The 17,560-nt window shown below is 41.8% G+C and carries 15 protein-coding genes; 14 read left to right on the top strand and 1 reads right to left on the bottom strand.

Going from position 1 to position 17,560, the window contains the following annotated elements; translation table 11 throughout:
* Positions 1 to 484: 484 nt before the first annotated feature.
* The 11 genes from A8805_RS10860 (at position 485) to larE (ending at position 12,404) form a co-directional block, all read left to right on the top strand.
* Positions 485 to 1,438, top strand: a complete 954-nt coding sequence (locus A8805_RS10860; RefSeq protein ID WP_109710991.1) for an alpha/beta hydrolase — start codon at positions 485 to 487, stop codon at positions 1,436 to 1,438.
* A 3-nt stretch (positions 1,439 to 1,441) separates the two neighbouring features.
* Positions 1,442 to 1,642: a hypothetical protein gene (locus A8805_RS10855; protein ID WP_109710989.1), complete on the top strand. Its 201-nt coding sequence runs from the start codon at positions 1,442 to 1,444 to the stop codon at positions 1,640 to 1,642.
* 467 nt (positions 1,643 to 2,109) lie between these two features.
* Positions 2,110 to 2,634: an RrF2 family transcriptional regulator gene (locus tag A8805_RS10850; RefSeq protein WP_109710987.1), complete on the top strand. Its 525-nt coding sequence runs from the start codon at positions 2,110 to 2,112 to the stop codon at positions 2,632 to 2,634.
* Positions 2,621 to 5,440, top strand: coding sequence for a YhgE/Pip domain-containing protein (locus A8805_RS10845; RefSeq protein ID WP_109710985.1), 2,820 nt, complete (start codon positions 2,621 to 2,623; stop codon positions 5,438 to 5,440). The genes A8805_RS10850 and A8805_RS10845 overlap by 14 nt, the downstream gene beginning before the upstream one ends.
* Positions 5,441 to 5,740: 300 nt before the next feature.
* Positions 5,741 to 6,145 (top strand): DUF3842 family protein, encoded by a 405-nt coding sequence (locus A8805_RS10840; RefSeq protein WP_109710983.1) that lies wholly within the window; start codon positions 5,741 to 5,743, stop codon positions 6,143 to 6,145.
* A 349-nt stretch (positions 6,146 to 6,494) separates the two neighbouring features.
* Positions 6,495 to 7,565 (top strand): FecCD family ABC transporter permease, encoded by a 1,071-nt coding sequence (locus A8805_RS10835; protein WP_109710981.1) that lies wholly within the window; start codon positions 6,495 to 6,497, stop codon positions 7,563 to 7,565.
* Positions 7,566 to 7,601: 36 nt separating this feature from the next.
* A complete protein-coding gene (locus A8805_RS10830; protein WP_109710979.1) occupies positions 7,602 to 8,378 on the top strand; it encodes an ABC transporter ATP-binding protein in 777 nt (258 codons plus the stop codon).
* An 84-nt stretch (positions 8,379 to 8,462) separates the two neighbouring features.
* Entirely contained in the window at positions 8,463 to 9,464 is a 1,002-nt protein-coding gene (locus A8805_RS10825; RefSeq protein WP_109710977.1) for an ABC transporter substrate-binding protein, read from the top strand.
* A 69-nt stretch (positions 9,465 to 9,533) separates the two neighbouring features.
* Positions 9,534 to 10,292, top strand: a complete 759-nt coding sequence (gene larB, locus A8805_RS10820; RefSeq protein WP_109710975.1) for a nickel pincer cofactor biosynthesis protein LarB — start codon at positions 9,534 to 9,536, stop codon at positions 10,290 to 10,292.
* Positions 10,289 to 11,587, top strand: a complete 1,299-nt coding sequence (gene larC, locus A8805_RS10815) for a nickel pincer cofactor biosynthesis protein LarC (protein ID WP_109710973.1) — start codon at positions 10,289 to 10,291, stop codon at positions 11,585 to 11,587. The genes larB and larC overlap by 4 nt, the downstream gene beginning before the upstream one ends.
* Complete coding sequence (gene larE / locus A8805_RS10810; protein WP_109710971.1) at positions 11,565 to 12,404, top strand: ATP-dependent sacrificial sulfur transferase LarE; 840 nt, start codon at positions 11,565 to 11,567, stop codon at positions 12,402 to 12,404. The genes larC and larE overlap by 23 nt, the downstream gene beginning before the upstream one ends.
* Positions 12,405 to 12,695: 291 nt before the next feature.
* On the opposite strand, the gene A8805_RS10805 is transcribed toward larE, so the two are convergent.
* Entirely contained in the window at positions 12,696 to 13,457 is a 762-nt protein-coding gene (locus A8805_RS10805) for a DeoR/GlpR family DNA-binding transcription regulator (protein ID WP_109710969.1), read from the bottom strand.
* Positions 13,458 to 13,646: 189 nt separating this feature from the next.
* Here A8805_RS10805 and A8805_RS10800 point away from each other — a divergent pair, with 189 nt between their 5' ends.
* The 3 genes from A8805_RS10800 to A8805_RS10790 are packed head-to-tail and all read left to right on the top strand — an operon-like array spanning position 13,647 to position 17,381.
* Positions 13,647 to 15,158, top strand: a complete 1,512-nt coding sequence (locus A8805_RS10800; protein ID WP_109710967.1) for a CoA-acylating methylmalonate-semialdehyde dehydrogenase — start codon at positions 13,647 to 13,649, stop codon at positions 15,156 to 15,158.
* 43 nt (positions 15,159 to 15,201) lie between these two features.
* Positions 15,202 to 16,053, top strand: a complete 852-nt coding sequence (locus A8805_RS10795; protein ID WP_109710965.1) for a class II fructose-bisphosphate aldolase — start codon at positions 15,202 to 15,204, stop codon at positions 16,051 to 16,053.
* Positions 16,050 to 17,381 carry an MATE family efflux transporter gene (locus A8805_RS10790; protein WP_109710963.1) on the top strand — a complete coding sequence of 444 codons (1,332 nt, stop codon included), beginning with the start codon at positions 16,050 to 16,052 and terminating at the stop codon, positions 17,379 to 17,381. The genes A8805_RS10795 and A8805_RS10790 overlap by 4 nt, the downstream gene beginning before the upstream one ends.
* Positions 17,382 to 17,560 lie beyond the last annotated feature (179 nt).

Here is a 17,560-nt window from a genome sequence, read left to right as displayed (position 1 = left end):
TGTTGTTTTATATATCCAGTAGAGAAAACAGAGCGGACATGTCACTTCGCGAATGTTGGAAATCAATTGGCTTTAAAAGTAGTTCTCCGTCAGAATTTAGAATTGCAGTGGTGCTCTTAGATTTTGAAACGTCAATGCCTACAGCAATCATAGAATGTCTCCTATGTAATTTGTTATGATTGGTTTCTTCTACTCAGTATCTATTCAGTTTCGTTGTTTACACGGGAGTAAATCCCAACTTGCCAAATCGAATTAGCGACAATGAGCCGAGGTTAACACTTTTAATTACGGGAGCAAATCCCAAATTTAGCGACGTTAACCAATCAAACTCATCATAACAAAAAAATAAGAATAAAGGCGTTAATCTCTACTCTTATATAGTACGAAATTTAGTTGATATACGTACATTGAAAACTTAATATTGATAATTAGTAGAAAACCCTGTACCCTAAATATAAAAAAGGAATTTGAGGAGGAATATTAATTGAGAAAAAAGAAAAAAGTGCTGGTTATAATATTTAGTATAATAGTAGTATTGGCTGTTATTTTTTTAGGTTTTTCATATTATTTAGGTAAACAGATTGTGGCAAGTTCGACTCAGCTTGTTAATAATGAAGGAACAAAAAATGTGCATGAAGATTTATGGGCAGAGTATGGTTTTGATTTTGATACATTTTGCCAAGCCTACACCATTGAGAAAATTAATCCAATATCATCTTTTGACGGACATACGATACCAGCGGAGTTCATTTATTCTGAAGATAAGAATAATGATGTTGTTATTATGGCGCATGGTCTTGGCGGTAATCTCTATACGAATTATCCCATAGCGGAATTATTTCTTGCAAACGGGTATAATGTCATTACATATGACCAAAGAAGCTCCGGCGAAAATACGGCCGAGAAAACAACCTTTGGATATTGGGAAAAATATGATCTAATTGATTGCATAAAATATGCAAAGGAATTTACACAAGAGAAGAAAATTGGTGTGTGGGGTGAATCCTTTGGTGGTGCCACAGCAATTCAGGCAGTTGCGTACAAAGATATACAGGAGGATATAGCATTTCTTATTCTTGACTGTCCAGTAAGCAGTATGAAATGGATGGTTGCAGAAGAGATGAAAAGCATGGATATAGGCATTCCACCTGACTATATGACATTGTGTGGAAGTGTTGTGAATAACATTGAACTTGGATTTTCGTATAAAGAGGTGGAATGTGCTGATATTGCAAAAAAAATACATATTCCGACTCTTGTCATCAATAGTGAAGTTGATAAAACAACTCCTTATTTTATGGGAAAAGATATTTATGATAGCCTTGCAAGTGGTAAAAAAGAGTTATGGACTGTTGCAGATAGCAAGCATGTTGAAATGTGGCTTGATTATAATGAGGAATATTGCAGTAAGGTGCTAGGCTTAATAGAGGATAATTAGTATATGAATTTAATCTGGATTAGAGCAGGAGGACTGTACCTGAATCAAAAAGATTATATTAACGCGGTTTTAAATGGAGAAGCCCCTCTAAAAGTGATTTTGCGTGGAAGTATTGAGAATATTACAAGTGATAAAATAGGTGTCGTGTCATTGGCTTTTGCATCGATGGATAAAACTGCAGCAGAGAGGAAATCTATGAATTAGCAGAGGTTACACTTATATTAGACGACTTGCAAATTCCTCCATTTTACGGTATTTTCACATGAATTCTCGGGGGTCGAACCCCCGATCGCGTACTCAAGGCACTGTTTTTGACGGCATAGACCGTCGGGGATGGTGTTTTTTGTGTACTCCGGTATTTACAAGGGGGGCGGCATATTAAGAGAGTAATTTATTCGGTAAAAAGACTTAAATATGAGAACTGTTATACATCTTGGATAAAATAGCAAATTAAAAAGATAAAAATCATCTTTTTCAGCCTTCACTGAGAATGCTGCCCCAATTGTGTATTGTGACAAATATTTGAAAAAAAAGTAAATATTTTTTTACTTGCAAAGAAAATGAAAAATAGTATAATCTAATCATGGATATTATATATCTATAATGGACACATGGTATCCACAAAATAAACCGTATTTTGAGTTTGACTAATATGTTTAGGAGGTGAAAGGTTGAAGCTTACAAAAGGATTTGAACAGGCAGCTTGCATTATAATCTTACTTGCAACGCAAGAGCCAAATATTCCGTTATCATCCCAGGAAATAAATAAGAGACTAAGATGCTCTCCTACCTATTTAAAAAAAATAATGAGAAAATTAGTAATCGCAAAACTGGTTGATTCAGTTTCGGGAAATAACGGCGGATTTACACTGGCAACAAGTGCGGATCAGATTAACTTATTGCAGGTGGTGGAAGCTGTAGAAGGTCCGACAGAGACATTTGACGATACAGGACTTATTGTTGAGGTATTTAAGGAGTTTTCTTATATTACAGGCCAGGGCACTGCAATTTTAAAAAACGCATTTGCACAAGCTGATCAGTTATGGAGAGAATCACTAAAGCAAAAAACGGTTCATCAGTTGCTCACGGAGGCAATGGGAGAAGAAAAAGTGTCTCTTTACAATTGGAATCAATCAGGGGAAAAAAGAGAGTTATTAATTAGAAAGGTGATGAATTCAATTCATGGAAATGATTAAAAGAGAATGGCAGGCAATCTTTAAGAACAAAATATTATTGATTTCTTTTGTTGTTATTTCTTTCATACCGATTTTGTATGCCTCATTCTTCCTGAAATCTATTTGGGATCCATATGGAAAAACAGGAGATTTACCGGTAGCGGTAGTAAACGAAGACAAAGAAGTGGAGTACAATGGAAAAACACTGAATGTTGGCCAGGAACTTGTAGACCAGTTAAAAGAAGATAATAATCTAGACTGGCAGTTTGTATCTGCCAAAGAAGCACAGGAAGGGTTAAAAGATCAGGATTATTACATGATAGTGACATTGCCTGAAGATTTCTCTTCCAATGCGGCAACTGTTATGGATGACAATCCCCAGAAAATGAATATAGAGTACGAAACAAATGGAGGATTAAACTATCTGGGCGAGGTGGTTGGTGAAGCCGCAATGAAGCAGCTGAAAAGCGAGGTTTCCCAAAAAGTAACAGAAGTGTATGCCAAAGCAATTTTTGAACAGTTATCAGAGATTGGAGATGGATTTGCGGATGCGGCAGACGGTGGAAGTAAACTTGACGATGGTGCAAGGGAACTGGCAGATGGTGGTAAAACCTTGGCAAAGAATCTTGATACACTGGCTGAAAGCACGATAACCTTCAGTGATGGCGAGGAAACCTTTGGTGTTGCTCTCAGCAAGTATTTAGCCGGAGCAGTAAAAATAGACGATGGATTAACAGAATTAAACACGGGTGTAAATACGCTGGGAGAGAAAGTTCCTGCTTTAGCAGACGGAGTAGGGCAGCTGGATGAGGGTTCCACAAAATTGTCGAATGGAATTAAGTCTTATACAGACGGAGTTTCCAAACTGGCAGATGGAACTGGAATATTAGCGGGCAGTGGTGACACCTTAAAGTCAGGGGTAAATACATTTGCAAGCGGTTTATCAAATGGGACGGCGCAGCTCCAAAGTGGTGCTTCACAGATTACCGCTGGATTAACGCAGATGTCAGAGCAGCTTGGTACACAGATGAATGGTAGTGCGGCTCAATTAGAACAGCTTGATACAGGACTGACGCAAATTAATGATGGATTACAACAATTAAATACAGCATTAAATGGCAGCAGTGGAACTGTCATTGACTCGGCGGCACTGGAGGGAGAATTGACGGCGATTGGTTCAAATGCACAGAAGATTGGAGCGGCCACACAGGCAATCGGAACTGATGTTCAAGGGGTAAGCGAGAATTTAGGCAGCTTACCGGACAGCTTAGCAGCAGAGGTTTCTGCCAGTCTTGCCAGCTCCTCTCTCGATGAAACCCAGCAGAGTGAAGTTGCTAGTATATTGGAGGAGGCACTGAATAATAATGCAGATCTCAGCGGGGCTAGAAGCAGTGCATCTGATATTGCGGCACAGGCAAATACAATCGGCGGCAGCACACAGGCAATTGCAGATAATGGTCAAGGGCTGGCAACAGCATTGTCTACATTAAAAACGACATTAGAATCAGCAGAACAGTTATCTACATCTGTGAAACGGCTTGCAGATGGCTCGGCACAGGCAATTCCGGGAGCACAGCAGGCAATCAGCAGCCTTTCAAACGGACTTGCAACGGTGAAAACTGCATTAGACGGTCAGTTAGTACCCGGTATGAATCAGCTGGAAGACGGATTGGCAAGCCTGAAAAGCGGGCAGAGTACAGGCTCCGCTAAGCTCAGTGATGGTCTGAACAGCTATGTAGCGGGAGTACAACAGGTCAATGAAGGTATACAAACGTTAAACAATAACTCAAATACGCTGAATAGTGGTGCAGGCACATTAAATGCCGGACTTGGCACATTAAATAAGAATATACCTGAGCTGCAGGAAGGCGCTGAAAAACTAGTAAGCGGAACTGCAGCGATTAAGTCAGGAAGTTCAGAACTAGTCGCTAACAATGGTGAATTAATGAATGGACAGATGAAGCTGCAGGATGCTTCTGAAAAACTGGAGGATGGCTCAGGGAAATTGGCGGCCGGCGGAAATACTTTATGGAATGGACTGAATACCTTAAAGGATGGAAGTGGACATCTGGCTTCTGCATTAAGAGAGGGATCTGAAAAAGTAAATGATGTGCATACAACGGATAAAACAGCAGAAATGATAGCGCAGCCAAACAAAATTTCACAAGAAAAATACAGTGAGGTACCAAACTATGGCCATGCACTTGCTCCTTATGTATTATCTTTGGCACTGTATGTAGGATGCCTGGTATTTAACTTTATTTATCCAATCAGAAAGATTGCGGTAAAGGAAAAACCTGTTTTCCAATGGTGGTTGAGCAAAGTATCTGTTGGATTTGCAGCGGCTACTGCTATGGCATTAATTGAGGGAAGTATTATGCTTGCACTGGGATTAGAACCCCAATATATACAAGAATATTTCGTTATGGGATTGATGTCGGCTTATGCATATATGTTTATCATTATGTTTCTGGCAATGGCATTTGATAATCCTGGCCGATTTGTTGCTATGATATTATTGATATTACAGCTTGCAGGATCAGGTGGTACGTTCCCAATGCCATTAACAGATAAATTTTTCAGGGCAATACATGAATATCTGCCAATGACACATTCCATTTATGGATTCAGGGAAGCAATCAGTTCCGGGCTGGGAAGGGGCACTTATACGTATAATGCGGCTTTGTTATTTATCATAGCAATTGTTTCACTTATATTATTACTTGTAGCAATGATGATATTAAAAAAACACCATAAAGATGGTCTTTCTCAGTTAGATGATAATCAAAAGTTATTAGATGATAATTACGATTATAGTTACGAATAAGAAGTCTTTGCAGAGAGAAAAAGTAAAATAGTACAGTATAAAAAACAGGAGACAGAAATAAAGATTTTAAGCATATCTGCGCAGGATTGATATATGGTGTTCTATGTGTTTTGGATATTATTCGTTTGCTAAACAAATAATATTGTGCTATAATCCAAATGCCGGGTACACATTTTGGTGAAAAGTCATGGGATATTAGGTAATTTTGCCCAATTTGGGACTGCGGGCTGCCACTTCATAACCCTGTGTATCCCTTCCTAAATATTAGAATGAATTACGGAATCGGAGGGATCTAACCATATGAAAATTGTTGTAATTGATGGACAAGGAGGAAGAATGGGAGCTGCAATCATTCAAGAACTGCTTTTGTCCCATGTTTCTGCAGATATTATTGCCGTTGGAACGAATAGTTCCGCAACATGTGCTATGATTAGTGCCAGACCGACCGCCGGGGCAACAGGAGAGAATGCTGTTATAGTCAACTGCCGGGATGCAGATTATATTATTGGCCCCATTGGAATTATCGTTGCCGATGCCCTGCATGGAGAAATAACCCCTGCAATGGCAACTGCTGTTGGACAAAGCAGAGGCAGAAAGATACTTCTTCCTTCGACCCGCTGCAATACGCGTGTGGTAGGTGTTCAGGAACAATCACTGAATGAATATATAAAGCTGATTGTTGCTCAAATTGAACAATCATCTTAACCATGCTTATAGCCGCAAGAAGCGGCGCACACTTACAAATAAGTGATAGGCGGCACGACTGGTTCGGAGATGTACTGATTTTTATTTAAACAATACCGATAGTATTTTTCTATCCAAAATAAGAAAATATAAAAGAAACGCAATCAAGAAGACTGCAAGACCTGCCAAATGGCGGGAATTGCAGTCTGTTTTTTACTTTACAGGAAAATACGGAGCACGTTCCTGTAAAGTAAAAACCCTCCGGGGGATGTGCACTGGGTTGTAAGCAGAAGATGTCGCTAAAAGCGATCAACCCATGCGCGAGTCTGGCTTGCCAGACTCTTTATTTAAAAACCAAGGGAGAACCGGCATGAAAATTACTGCACTTAAGAGATTGTTTAATCGTGAAAAGCTTGATATGAAGGTTGTAATATTGCTGTTAGTGGCTATTTCTATTATTTCAGTTGTATTATGCCTTGGACTTGGTCCTGTTTATGTATCGCCTGGGAATACTGCCAGAATTTTGTTGAGCAGAATACCTGTAATCGGTGATGGGATACCGCATACATGGCAGCAGGTCGAGGAGAATATTGTGATTGGACTCAGGCTTCCCCGGGTGTGCCTGGGGCTGGTAGTAGGTGCATCACTGTCAATAACCGGAGTTGCAATGCAGGCGCTGGTCCGGAACCATCTGGCGGACCCCTTTATACTCGGAGTATCTTCTGGTGCATCGGCTGCGGCAACCCTTGGAATGTTATTCGGTACATTTTCCTTTTTGGGCAGATATTCATTATCTATCAGTGCTTTCCTTGGAGCCGCTGTTACCATAATTCTCGTATATTCATTATCAAGGGTACAGGGACGCATCAATATGGCTCAACTGCTTCTGTCCGGTGTTGCTATTTCCATGATTATGGATGGTGTGACCCGGGTTATAACCTTAAGTGCTCCAAACGCACTGGGACTTCACAATGCTACATTCTGGATGTCTGGAAGTCTTGCGGGGGCAAAGTCCGGGTACCTGAAATTGCCATTCATTGTTCTGCTGATTTGTATGGTAATTCTCATAATCAATTACCGGGGATTGAATCTCTTGCTCTTGGGAGAAGAAAGTGCCGGGGCACTGGGAATAAACGTTAAGAGGCTGCAAAAACTTCTGATCCTGGTGGCGTCCCTTATGTCAGGGGTTACAATTGCAGTCAGCGGAACTATAGGTTTTGTTGGTTTGATGGTTCCACATTTTACCCGCTTACTTGTAGGCGGAGATCACCGCAGAGTGCTGCCGGTTTCGGCACTGATGGGAGGTATACTGGTAGTTTGGGTGGATGTTCTGGCAAGAATGCTGATTGCCCCGGAAGAACTGCCGGTAGGAATTCTGACAGCTATTATTGGAGGCCCTCTGTTTATATTTCTTTTAAGACGCAAAAACAGGAAAAATTAGTATACTGTATGGTTGGTATAAAAAAGGAGTGGACTTATGCAGCTAAAAGTAGATAATATGACCTATTCTTATGGTGGAAAAGAGGCAGTTGATAATATCTCTATACATGTAAATAAAGGTGAGTTTGTCGGGGTGATAGGCCCAAACGGCAGCGGAAAATCTACTTTGCTGAAGAATATTTACCGCGCTCTTACCCCGGATGCGGGGACGGCCGTTCTGGACGGAGAAGCTCTCTTTTCCATGAGTCATAAAAAAACCGCATTGAAAATGGGGGTTGTAGGACAGGAGAATGAGGTGCCGTTTGATTTTACTGTAGAAGAAATTGTTGCAATGGGGCGGACCCCTCACAAGAAACTTTTTGAAATTGATAATGAATATGACAGGGAGATTACCAATCATGCACTTGAGCATGTGGGTATGGAATCTATGGCGAAGCGCAGTTATCTCCATCTCTCCGGAGGAGAAAAGCAGAGGGTTATCATTGCGAGAGTCATCGCCCAGGAAAGTGATTTTCTCATTCTGGATGAACCTACAAACCATCTGGATATAAGCTATCAGATGCAGGTGCTGGATTTTGTAAAGAGATTGGAAGTAACAGTACTCTCGGCTATCCATGATTTGAATATGGCAGCCCTCTACTGTGATCGGATTTACGTACTGAAAGACGGTAAAATTGTACTGGAGGGTACACCTAAAGAGGTCCTCACACCAAAAAATATATATGAAATTTATGGGGTTCACTGCGATACAGCTATTCATCCTCTTACGGGGAAGGTTTCCATAACTTTTTTACCGGCAAGTGTTTATGCATAATTTTGTATACTGTTTCGTTGATTTTGGGAAGTCATTTGCTGAAATGCCAATGATAAAAACATTAGAATAAAGGGAGGAAAGAAAATGAAGAGAAGAATATTAGCAGCGCTATTGTGTACTACAATGATTTTGACATTGCTGTCAGGATGTGGAAGCAGCGAAAAAAGCGGTGACAGCGCGGAAGTATCAGCACAGAAAAAGTCTACATCGGCCTCCGGTGAAGATTATCCGGTGACTTTAGACAATTACGGGCGTAAAATAACTGTCAAATCAGCTCCCCAGAAAGTACTTGCTCTGGGTCCTAACTGTGCAGAACTGCTTGCAGCCCTTGGCCTTGAGGATTCTATTGTGGGAACAAGCCTGCGTAATCACAGCCGGGGACCACTTCCTGAATATGAAAAAGCCTTTGAAGCTATTCCAGAGATAAATCATAGTTCAGCCACCAGGGAAGCAGTTATTTCCAGCGGGGCAGATTTTATTTATGGGATTGACTGGGAGTTTGGCAGTGACGGACTGGATGTGGATGAGCTGGAAGATTACGGTATGACGACTTATATTAATTCTGCTGCAACACTGGAAGACCAGTATCAGGAAATTCTGGATATAGGAAAAATCTTTGGGATTGAGGACAGAGCAGCCAAGTATGTTGAGGAGCAAAAGGAGCGTATTCAGGCTGTACAGGATAAGGTTAAAAATGTGGAACCGCTGAAAGTTCTCATATATGACAGCGGCGGTGACGGGGTGTTTACCTGCAGCGGAATAAATTTTGAGTCTTCCCTCATTGAATTGGCGGGCGGAGAAAATCTGTTTCAGGATATTACTGATAAAGCATGGGTTACTGTAAGTTATGAGGAAGTACTTTCACGGGAGCCGGACATTATTCTGATTCATGATTATGACAGTCCCTCGGTGGAAGCAAAGATTGCAGAAATCAAGGCCAATGACGTGCTTTCCCAGCTTTCTTGTGTAAAGAATGAGCGTTTTGCAGCGATTGATCTTGAAAGTGTGCTGCCGGGGAATAGAATGGCCTACACAGTGGAAAACCTGTCTGAAGCATTTTATCCTGATATGGGAATGAATAAATAATAAATTGAAATGAATGAGACAATAGATAGAACTTATGAATGTAATATAATTTTATACAAGGAGGTTGTTATGGATCACAAAGAAATGCTGGAAATGCTGAATGGGGTAAAGGAGGGTGCAATTTCCCCCGACGACGCACTTACCCGCTTAAAGACAGCCCCCTTTGAAGATATTGGGTACGCGAAGATTGATAATCACCGGGGAATCCGTCAGGGTGTGCCGGAGGTTATTTATGGCATGGGGAAAACTGCAGGGCAGATTTGCGGGATTGTGGACAGAATGCTTGAAAATGGAGCAAAGGATATTATAGTAACCCGGCTTTCGGAGGAAGCGGCTGCAAGTTTGGAAAAGCAGTGCAGGCTGGAGTATCATCCCATTCCCAAGTTTGGCATCGTGAACCGGGATTCTGTGAGAGATAAGACAGGCAGTATAATTGTAGCCAGTGGGGGCACAAGCGATATGGCGGTATGTGAAGAGGCTGCGCTGACGGCAGAGGCGTTGGGCAACCAGGTGACCCGGCTCTATGATGTGGGTGTTGCGGGGCTGCATCGTCTGCTTTCTCATTTGGAAATACTGGCATCGGCCCGTGTTGTTATTGCTGTCGCCGGTATGGAAGGTGCCCTTCCCAGTGTAATTGGTGGTCTTGTGTCCTGCCCTGTCATAGCAGTACCAACCAGTGTAGGATATGGGGCGAATCTTGGCGGGATTGCGGCACTTTTGTCAATGCTTAACTCTTGCGCATCGGGGGTATCAGTGGTGAATATTGATAACGGATTTGGAGCAGGTTTTCTTGCCAGCAGAATCAACCAAATGGAGGGCGTGAAATGAAAACCTTATATATCGAATGTAATATGGGTGCTGCCGGTGATATGCTTATGGCGGCACTGCTGGAGCTATTGCCTGACCCAGATGAGTTTATTTCCAAACTGAATAACATTGGACTCCCCGGTGTCCGCGTAGAAAAAGAGCTCTCTGTGAAATGCGGTATCACAGGGACACATGTCTCTGTGTATGTGGGAGATTCGGAAGAGGAAAGCCATGATATATCTCCGGGCCATGTACATGAACGTTCACATCATGAACATGTGCATGAAACCGGACAGGATGGCCATGTACATCAGGAGCATACACATAACCACAACGTTCATGGGCATACGCATCAGGAACATAGCCATGCCAATCTTGAGGAAATACAAAGACTTTTGCGCTCACTTCCTATACCTGGTAAGGTAAAGGAAGATGCTATGGCAATATACAGCCTGATCGGGGAGGCAGAAGCTAAGGTGCACGGAAAGCCTGTGGAGGATATCCACTTTCACGAGGTAGGGACTATGGATGCAGTGGCTGATGTTGTTGGCGTTTGTATGCTGATTAATACCCTGGATCCCCGGAAAATTATTGTTTCCCCGGTACATACAGGCAGCGGGCAGGTTAAATGTATGCATGGCATTCTGCCGGTTCCTGCTCCGGCAACTGCGCATATCCTTCGAGGGGTACCGGCTTATGGGGGAGAGATACAAGGGGAACTTTGTACACCTACAGGTGCCGCTATTATCAGACACTTTGCGGATGAGTTCGGCAGCAGGCCCGTTATGGTGGTTGATAGAATCGGATATGGAATGGGAAAGAAAGACTTCCCTGTTGCGAATTGTGTGCGTGTTTTCATTGGCGAGATAAATCAGCAGAACGCAGGTATTGTTGAGATTGACTGTAACCTTGATGATATAACCGGCGAGCAGCTCGGCTTTGCACTTGAGACCTTACTGGAAAAGGGTGCATTAGATGTGTATATTATCCCAATCCAGATGAAAAAAAACCGTCCCGGATACAAACTGGTATGTTTGTGCAGGCCGGATGATGAAGATAGAATGGTACAGCTAATCTTACAACACACAACGACCCTTGGAGTGAGGTGCAGTGACCGGCGCAGACATACGATGGAACGCCATATTGAAACAATAGAAACAGAATATGGGGACGTACGAATTAAAAAGGCAAGTGGATTTGGAGTAGAAAAAAATAAATTAGAATATGATGATCTTGCAAGAATTGCACGAGAAAATGGATTATCTATAGCGGATATAAAGGAGGAGCAGGGTTATGGCAACCAAAGAACAATATGAGAAAATGAAGTGTATAAAGGAAAACCTGAAAGGTTTGGGAAGTGTGGCAGTGGCGTTTTCCGGTGGGGTTGATTCCACATTTTTGCTGAAAGCAGCCCATAATGAGCTTGGAGAAAAATGTATCGCAATAACGGCAAAGTCCTGTTCATTCCCGAAACGTGAGTTGGATGAGGCAACCGCGTTCTGCAAAAGCCAGGGAATCAGGCACATCATTGTGGAATCCGAGGAACTGGATATTGAGGGGTTCCGGGAAAATCCCAAAAACCGATGCTATTTATGCAAAAAGGAGTTGTTTGAGAAAATATGGGAAATTGCGGAGCAGGAAAATATTAATGCGGTTGTAGAAGGCTCTAACCTGGATGATAATGGGGATTATCGCCCAGGTCTGCAGGCAGTGGCAGAATTGGGAATCCGAAGCCCGCTCCGTGAATGTCAATTATCTAAGGAGGATATTCGGGCATTATCAAAGGAAATGGAACTGCCAACGTGGGATAAACAGTCCTTTGCCTGCCTTTCTTCAAGATTTGTGTATGGAGAGACTATTTCAGAAGAAAAACTGGCTATGGTGGATAAAGCAGAACAGCTACTTTTAGACCTGGGATTTCATCAGGTCAGGGTAAGAATCCATGGAACGATTGCAAGAATTGAGGTTTTACCAGAAGAATTTTTAAAACTGATAGAGGAAAACACTCGTTTGAATATCGTGAATTCTTTTAAGAAATATGGATTTTCTTATATTACAATGGATTTGACCGGATATCGCACTGGTAGTATGAATGAGACGTTAATTGATAAGGAGCTGTATACCCAAAAGTAGAATGATCTGCTTAGTACTGTAGTGCAATTAAATGTATTTAAAAATATCATCTCGAGCTTATGCGGGAGTCTCATAATGAGCATCCTGCATAAGCTTTTTGTATGTAATTGAAAAGCCTTCTCCTATTACATACAAACCCCCGGGGGATTGCACTGCGGCGGCAAAGAAGGTGTTGCTATCGCAACCCGCCGCAGGCGGAGAATCTTTTAAGCAAGATTCTTTCTTGTGTTATGAGATAACAGCCAGAGTCAACTGTTCTCTGGGGATAAAACCTCTTTATAAAAGAGGTAGTTAAGTAATGTGCAAGTTAATGTCGTGAGTACTGAAAAAATCCAGGTAATCAGCTGGCGGGTTCTGATCAGTAATCACATGTTCAATAGCAGACAGCGGACTATAGGTCATCAGCGAGAATTTGCCAAATTTAGTATGGTCTGCCAACAGGTAGCGGCTCTGGCTGTTTTCTACCACAATCTTTTTTATCTGATACTCGTCCATAGAAGCGTTGGTCAGGCCATTTTCAATGGTTACCCCGGTGCAGCATAAAAAAGCCTTACCGATGTTATAGGTTTTTAGTGCATCCTCCACAGTACTGCCGACAAAGGAAAGCGTTTCTCGTTTTAATTTCCCGGCTAAAGAGATGAGAGTGATATTGGGGTAATTAACCGCTTTTATGGCAACCTGGAGTGAATTAGTGATGATGGTACATTTTTTGTTTCCCAAATGGTCGATTAGGTTTTGGCTGGTAGTACCAGTATCTATATAGAGAAGATCATTGTCTTCGATGAAACTGGCTGCCTGTCTGCAAATCAAGTCCTTTTCATGTTCAAAGGTGGTATTCCGCAGGTTATAGGGTATCAGGGGGAGAAGGGAGGAGTCAGGCAGTGCAGTAACACCACCGTAGACTTTTTTAATTCTGCCCCGGTCTAAAAGTTGTCCAATATCCCGCCGGATAGTATTTTTGGAAACTTTAAAAACGTCACATAGTTGATCAATAGTTACAGTTTTGTTCGTCAGAATATACTCTTCGACCTGGTCAATTCTTTCAGTTCGCATATTTGCCTCCTTAATTGTGCTATATAGTATATTAATATAAAAATAGCATTTTGTGAACAATTTTTGCAAATATAGGTTGCAATTTTTGAAAAAAGGTTATAGAATAAAACCATAAAGTAACCAAAAGATGATAATTAAAGAGTTAAATACTCCAAAACATTATCAAAATAAGAAAGTGAGGAAATAGCAATGGCAGAAGTTAAAACCTTATCACCGTTTATTAATGGAGAGTATGTTACATCTAAAACGGAGAAGTACACTGACGCATTTGACCCTAGTACCGGCGAAGTAATCGCCAAAGTTCCCTGCTGTACCGTAGATGAAGTAGAGGCAGCCATTGATGCCGCCAAAGCAGCTTATCCGGCCTGGTCATCAACTCCGGTAATCAAAAGGGTTCAGATTCTTTATAAATTGAGAGATTTAATCATTGAGCACATGGATGAGTTAACAGAACTGGTGGCAAGAGAAGGTGGAAAAGCCTGGGGCGAAGCAATGGGTGATGTTTTAAAGGCTAAAGAAGGAACTGAGCAAGCTATCGCTGCGCCATCTTTAATGATGGGTGAGAGTACCATGGATGCCTCTAAGGGATATGATACTGTCCTTTACCGGGAATCCTTAGGTGTATTTGCGGGTATTGTTCCTTATAACTTCCCGGCAATGATTCCTATGGGCTGGATGGCTCCAATGTGTATCGCCTGTGGTAACACTATGGTAATTAAAGCAGCTACTTTTGATCCTCAAAGTGCTCTGCGCTTTGCCCAGTTATATAAAGAAGCAGGTTTGCCGGATGGTGTCCTGAATATCGTAACCTGCTCAAGAAACGAATCAGAAATCTTCTTAAGTCATCCGGACATCAAGGGTATTTCTTTTGTAGGTTCAACATCAGTAGGAAAGCATATCTACCAGGTGGGAGCAAGCCATGGCAAGAGAGTTCAGGCTCTTTGCGAGGCGAAAAATCATGCTTTGGTTCTGGAAGATGCTCACATCCAGAGAACTGCTGCAGGAATCATTAATTCAGCCTTTGGCTGCGGCGGACAAAGATGTATGGCTTTGCCGGTAGTCGTTGTACAGGAAAGCATTGCTGATGAATTAGTAGCTAAAATAAAAGAATTAGCTTCTAACCTTAAAATTGGTCCGGCTTATGATAAGTCCACTCAGTTGGGACCAGTAATAAATGCAGGTCATAAAGAGTCCGTTCTTAACTGGATTCAAAAAGGAATTGATGAAGGCGCTGAACTGGTATTGGATGGCCGTGAGGTTACAGTTGAAGGCTTTGAAAATGGCTTTTACATAGGACCAACCATCTTTGACAAGGTAACTTCAGAAATGAGCGTCGGTGATAAAGAAGTCTTTGGACCGGTTCTTTGCATCAAACGGGTTAAGAACTTCGAAGAAGGCTTAGAGGTCATGAACAAAAATGAATTTGCAAACGGTTCAGTAATTTATACTCAGAGTGGTTACTATTCACGGGAATTTGCAAGACATACGCATGGCGGTATGGTTGGTATCAATGTTGGTATTCCTGTGCCGGTAGGAACATTTCCTTTCTCCGGTCATAAGAATTCCTTCTTTGGTGATTTGCATTGCCTGGGTAAAGATGGCTATCGTTTCTTTACAGAAACAAAAGTGGTAACAACAACCTGGTTTGATGAAGAAGAGGGTAAAAAAGAAAAAACTTCTACCTGGGATGGAACCATCTAAAACGCTTATAAAAGTGAAAAATGACTGGTGAAGGAGGTAGAATATGGCACTGGTAAAAATGAAAGAGCTGCTGAATCGGGCTGAGACAGAAGGGTTTGGCATAGGTGCCTTTAGTGTTGGCAACATGGAGATGATTATGGGGGCGGTGCAGGCAGCAGAAGAGCTTGATACTCCGATTATTTTACAGATAGCAGAGGTGAGGCTTAAAAATTCGCCCCTTGAATTTGTTGGACCTATGATGGTCACTGCGGCCCAAAAGGCCAAGGTTGATATTGCTGTCCATCTGGATCATGGCCTGACTATGGAAACAGTAAAAACAGCTTTAAATATGGGCTTTACCTCAGTGATGCTGGATGCCTCAACCAGTCCCTTTGAGGAAAATATCGCCAAAACCCAGGAGGTGGTTCAGTTTGCCAAAGCTTTTGGAGCAACAGTTGAAGCTGAGCTGGGCCTGGTTGGCGGCAGTGAAGACGGAAGCGGCGATCACGGGATCTGCTGCACGAATCCTGATGATGCAAAGGTGTTTGTGGAACAAACCGGTATTGATGCTCTGGCTATCGCTATCGGCAATGCCCATGGCAATTATCCGGTGGCACCCCAGCTGCAGTTTGAGGTGTTAAATGCAATAAACGAAGCAGTTGATATTCCCCTGGTACTGCATGGGGGAAGCGGCATAACAGATGAAGATTTCCAAAAGGCAATTTCCTTAGGAATCAAGAAAGTAAATATCGCCACGGCCAGTTTTAACAGCTTGACTGAATATGCCCGCCGGTATTTTGCCGGTAATGACAGTTATAATTATTTTGATTTGGATAGGGCAATGATTAAAGGAACTTATGAAAATGTAAAGCATCATATTAAAGTCTTTAATCATGCTCCTGCAAACGTAAGGTGAAGTTCTATAAGACATTTATTAAACTAAGCATTTTTATCGTACTGCAAAACGTTATTGTCCTCAGTGTAAATTTGCTGGATAATGTAATGCTGGCACGGTTTAGCGGGCAGGCCATGGCGGGTGCATCAATAGTCAACCAAATACAATTCGTTTATCAGCAAGTGCTTACGGCACTTGCTGAGGCGGTTGTAATGATTGGCAGCCAGTATTGGGGAGCGAAAAAGGATAAGCAGAACCGTGATATTGCCAAATGTGCTTTGACAGTCGGGGTACTGGTTTGTGTCCTTTGTTTTGTTATTGTCAGTTTGTTTGACCAGCCAATTTTATCTTTGTTTACCAAAGATGAGGTTATTTTGGTACAAGCGGAGCGGTATCTGGGAATTATACGGATATCTTATGCTTTTTCTATGATATCGACAATTTTACTGGGTTTTTTAAGAAGCAGAGAGCTGGTGCAAATCGGCTTTTGGCTTTCAGTGGCAGCTCTTTGTACTAAAGGGCTTCTTAATTATCTGTTTATTTTCGGCAAATTTGGTATTCCCGTACTGGGGATTGAAGGAGCTGCATTTGCCACTTTGATAGTCAGGCTGATGGAATGTGCGATAGTGGTCATCTATACACTTAAAAAGACCGGATTCTCTCCAGGACAGAAATTAGCCGCTATTGCCCCGGGATTTTTTAAGGATTATCTTAAGGTCTTGTCACCGCTTTTTGTTATGGCACTTATCTGGAGTTTAAGTACCGCTTTGCAGACGGTGATTCTTGGTAATATGAGCAGTACCGCTTTGAGCGCAAATGCAGTTTCCTCCAACTTGTTTTTGATGGTCAAAGCGGCAGTCACCGGCAGTGCATTGGCAGGCGGGGTCATGATCGGTAAGGTAATTGGTGAAGGTGACACCAGGGCGGTTAAAGAAATGTCTAAAAAACTGCAGATAGTATTTTTAATTACGGCCCTTGCCGGGGCTCTTATTTTGTACCTGATCCGAATTCCGGTGCTGGAATACTATAACCTTAGCCCGGAAATAAAGACTATGGCGAATCAGTTTTTGATTCTTATGAGCATTATTTATATGGGGATGGGATATCAGATGCCTACTAGCGAAGGAATAATAAAAGGCGGAGGCAGCCCTTCCTTTATTCTGGTGATGAATATTATCAGTATATGGATTATCGTCCTGCCGCTTTCCTGGTATATGGCATTTGTAAAAAAAGCGGCTCCTATTGTAGTTCTGGCCTGTCTTAATGCAGATCAGATCTTTAAATGTGTACCTGTCTTTATCAAGACCAACTATGGACACTGGGCGAAAAAGCTAACGAGGAATTGTTAGGTTAAGAATAGAAAATAAAGAGATACCAGTATCTTAAATCATTAGTTGATTGGGATGCTGGTCTTTTTTGTCGATATTTGATGCTTTTTGGAAAATAATGTTTACAAAAAATTAAAAAGGTGGGCAAAAATGATTGCGGAAACTTTGACAATAATTTATCATATGTAATATAAATAATA

This window comes from Faecalicatena contorta, from assembly GCF_003149105.1.
GTDB classification, from domain to species: Bacteria; Bacillota; Clostridia; order Lachnospirales; family Lachnospiraceae; genus Muricomes; species Muricomes contortus_C.
Note: the sequence above shows the minus strand (reverse complement) of the source record. Positions and strands in the feature narration are given on the sequence as shown.

Coding starts and splice junctions, on each gene's coding strand:
- A8805_RS10805 (WP_109710969.1), bottom strand. CDS start 13,457: ATGCGAACTGAAAGAATTGACCAGGTCGAAGAGTATATTCTGACGAAC.
- A8805_RS10800 (WP_109710967.1), top strand. CDS start 13,647: ATGGCAGAAGTTAAAACCTTATCACCGTTTATTAATGGAGAGTATGTT.
- larC (WP_109710973.1), top strand. CDS start 10,289: ATGAAAACCTTATATATCGAATGTAATATGGGTGCTGCCGGTGATATG.
- A8805_RS10840 (WP_109710983.1), top strand. CDS start 5,741: ATGAAAATTGTTGTAATTGATGGACAAGGAGGAAGAATGGGAGCTGCA.
- A8805_RS10795 (WP_109710965.1), top strand. CDS start 15,202: ATGGCACTGGTAAAAATGAAAGAGCTGCTGAATCGGGCTGAGACAGAA.
- larE (WP_109710971.1), top strand. CDS start 11,565: ATGGCAACCAAAGAACAATATGAGAAAATGAAGTGTATAAAGGAAAAC.
- A8805_RS10830 (WP_109710979.1), top strand. CDS start 7,602: ATGCAGCTAAAAGTAGATAATATGACCTATTCTTATGGTGGAAAAGAG.
- A8805_RS10835 (WP_109710981.1), top strand. CDS start 6,495: ATGAAAATTACTGCACTTAAGAGATTGTTTAATCGTGAAAAGCTTGAT.
- A8805_RS10845 (WP_109710985.1), top strand. CDS start 2,621: ATGGAAATGATTAAAAGAGAATGGCAGGCAATCTTTAAGAACAAAATA.
- A8805_RS10855 (WP_109710989.1), top strand. CDS start 1,442: ATGAATTTAATCTGGATTAGAGCAGGAGGACTGTACCTGAATCAAAAA.
- A8805_RS10825 (WP_109710977.1), top strand. CDS start 8,463: ATGAAGAGAAGAATATTAGCAGCGCTATTGTGTACTACAATGATTTTG.
- larB (WP_109710975.1), top strand. CDS start 9,534: ATGGATCACAAAGAAATGCTGGAAATGCTGAATGGGGTAAAGGAGGGT.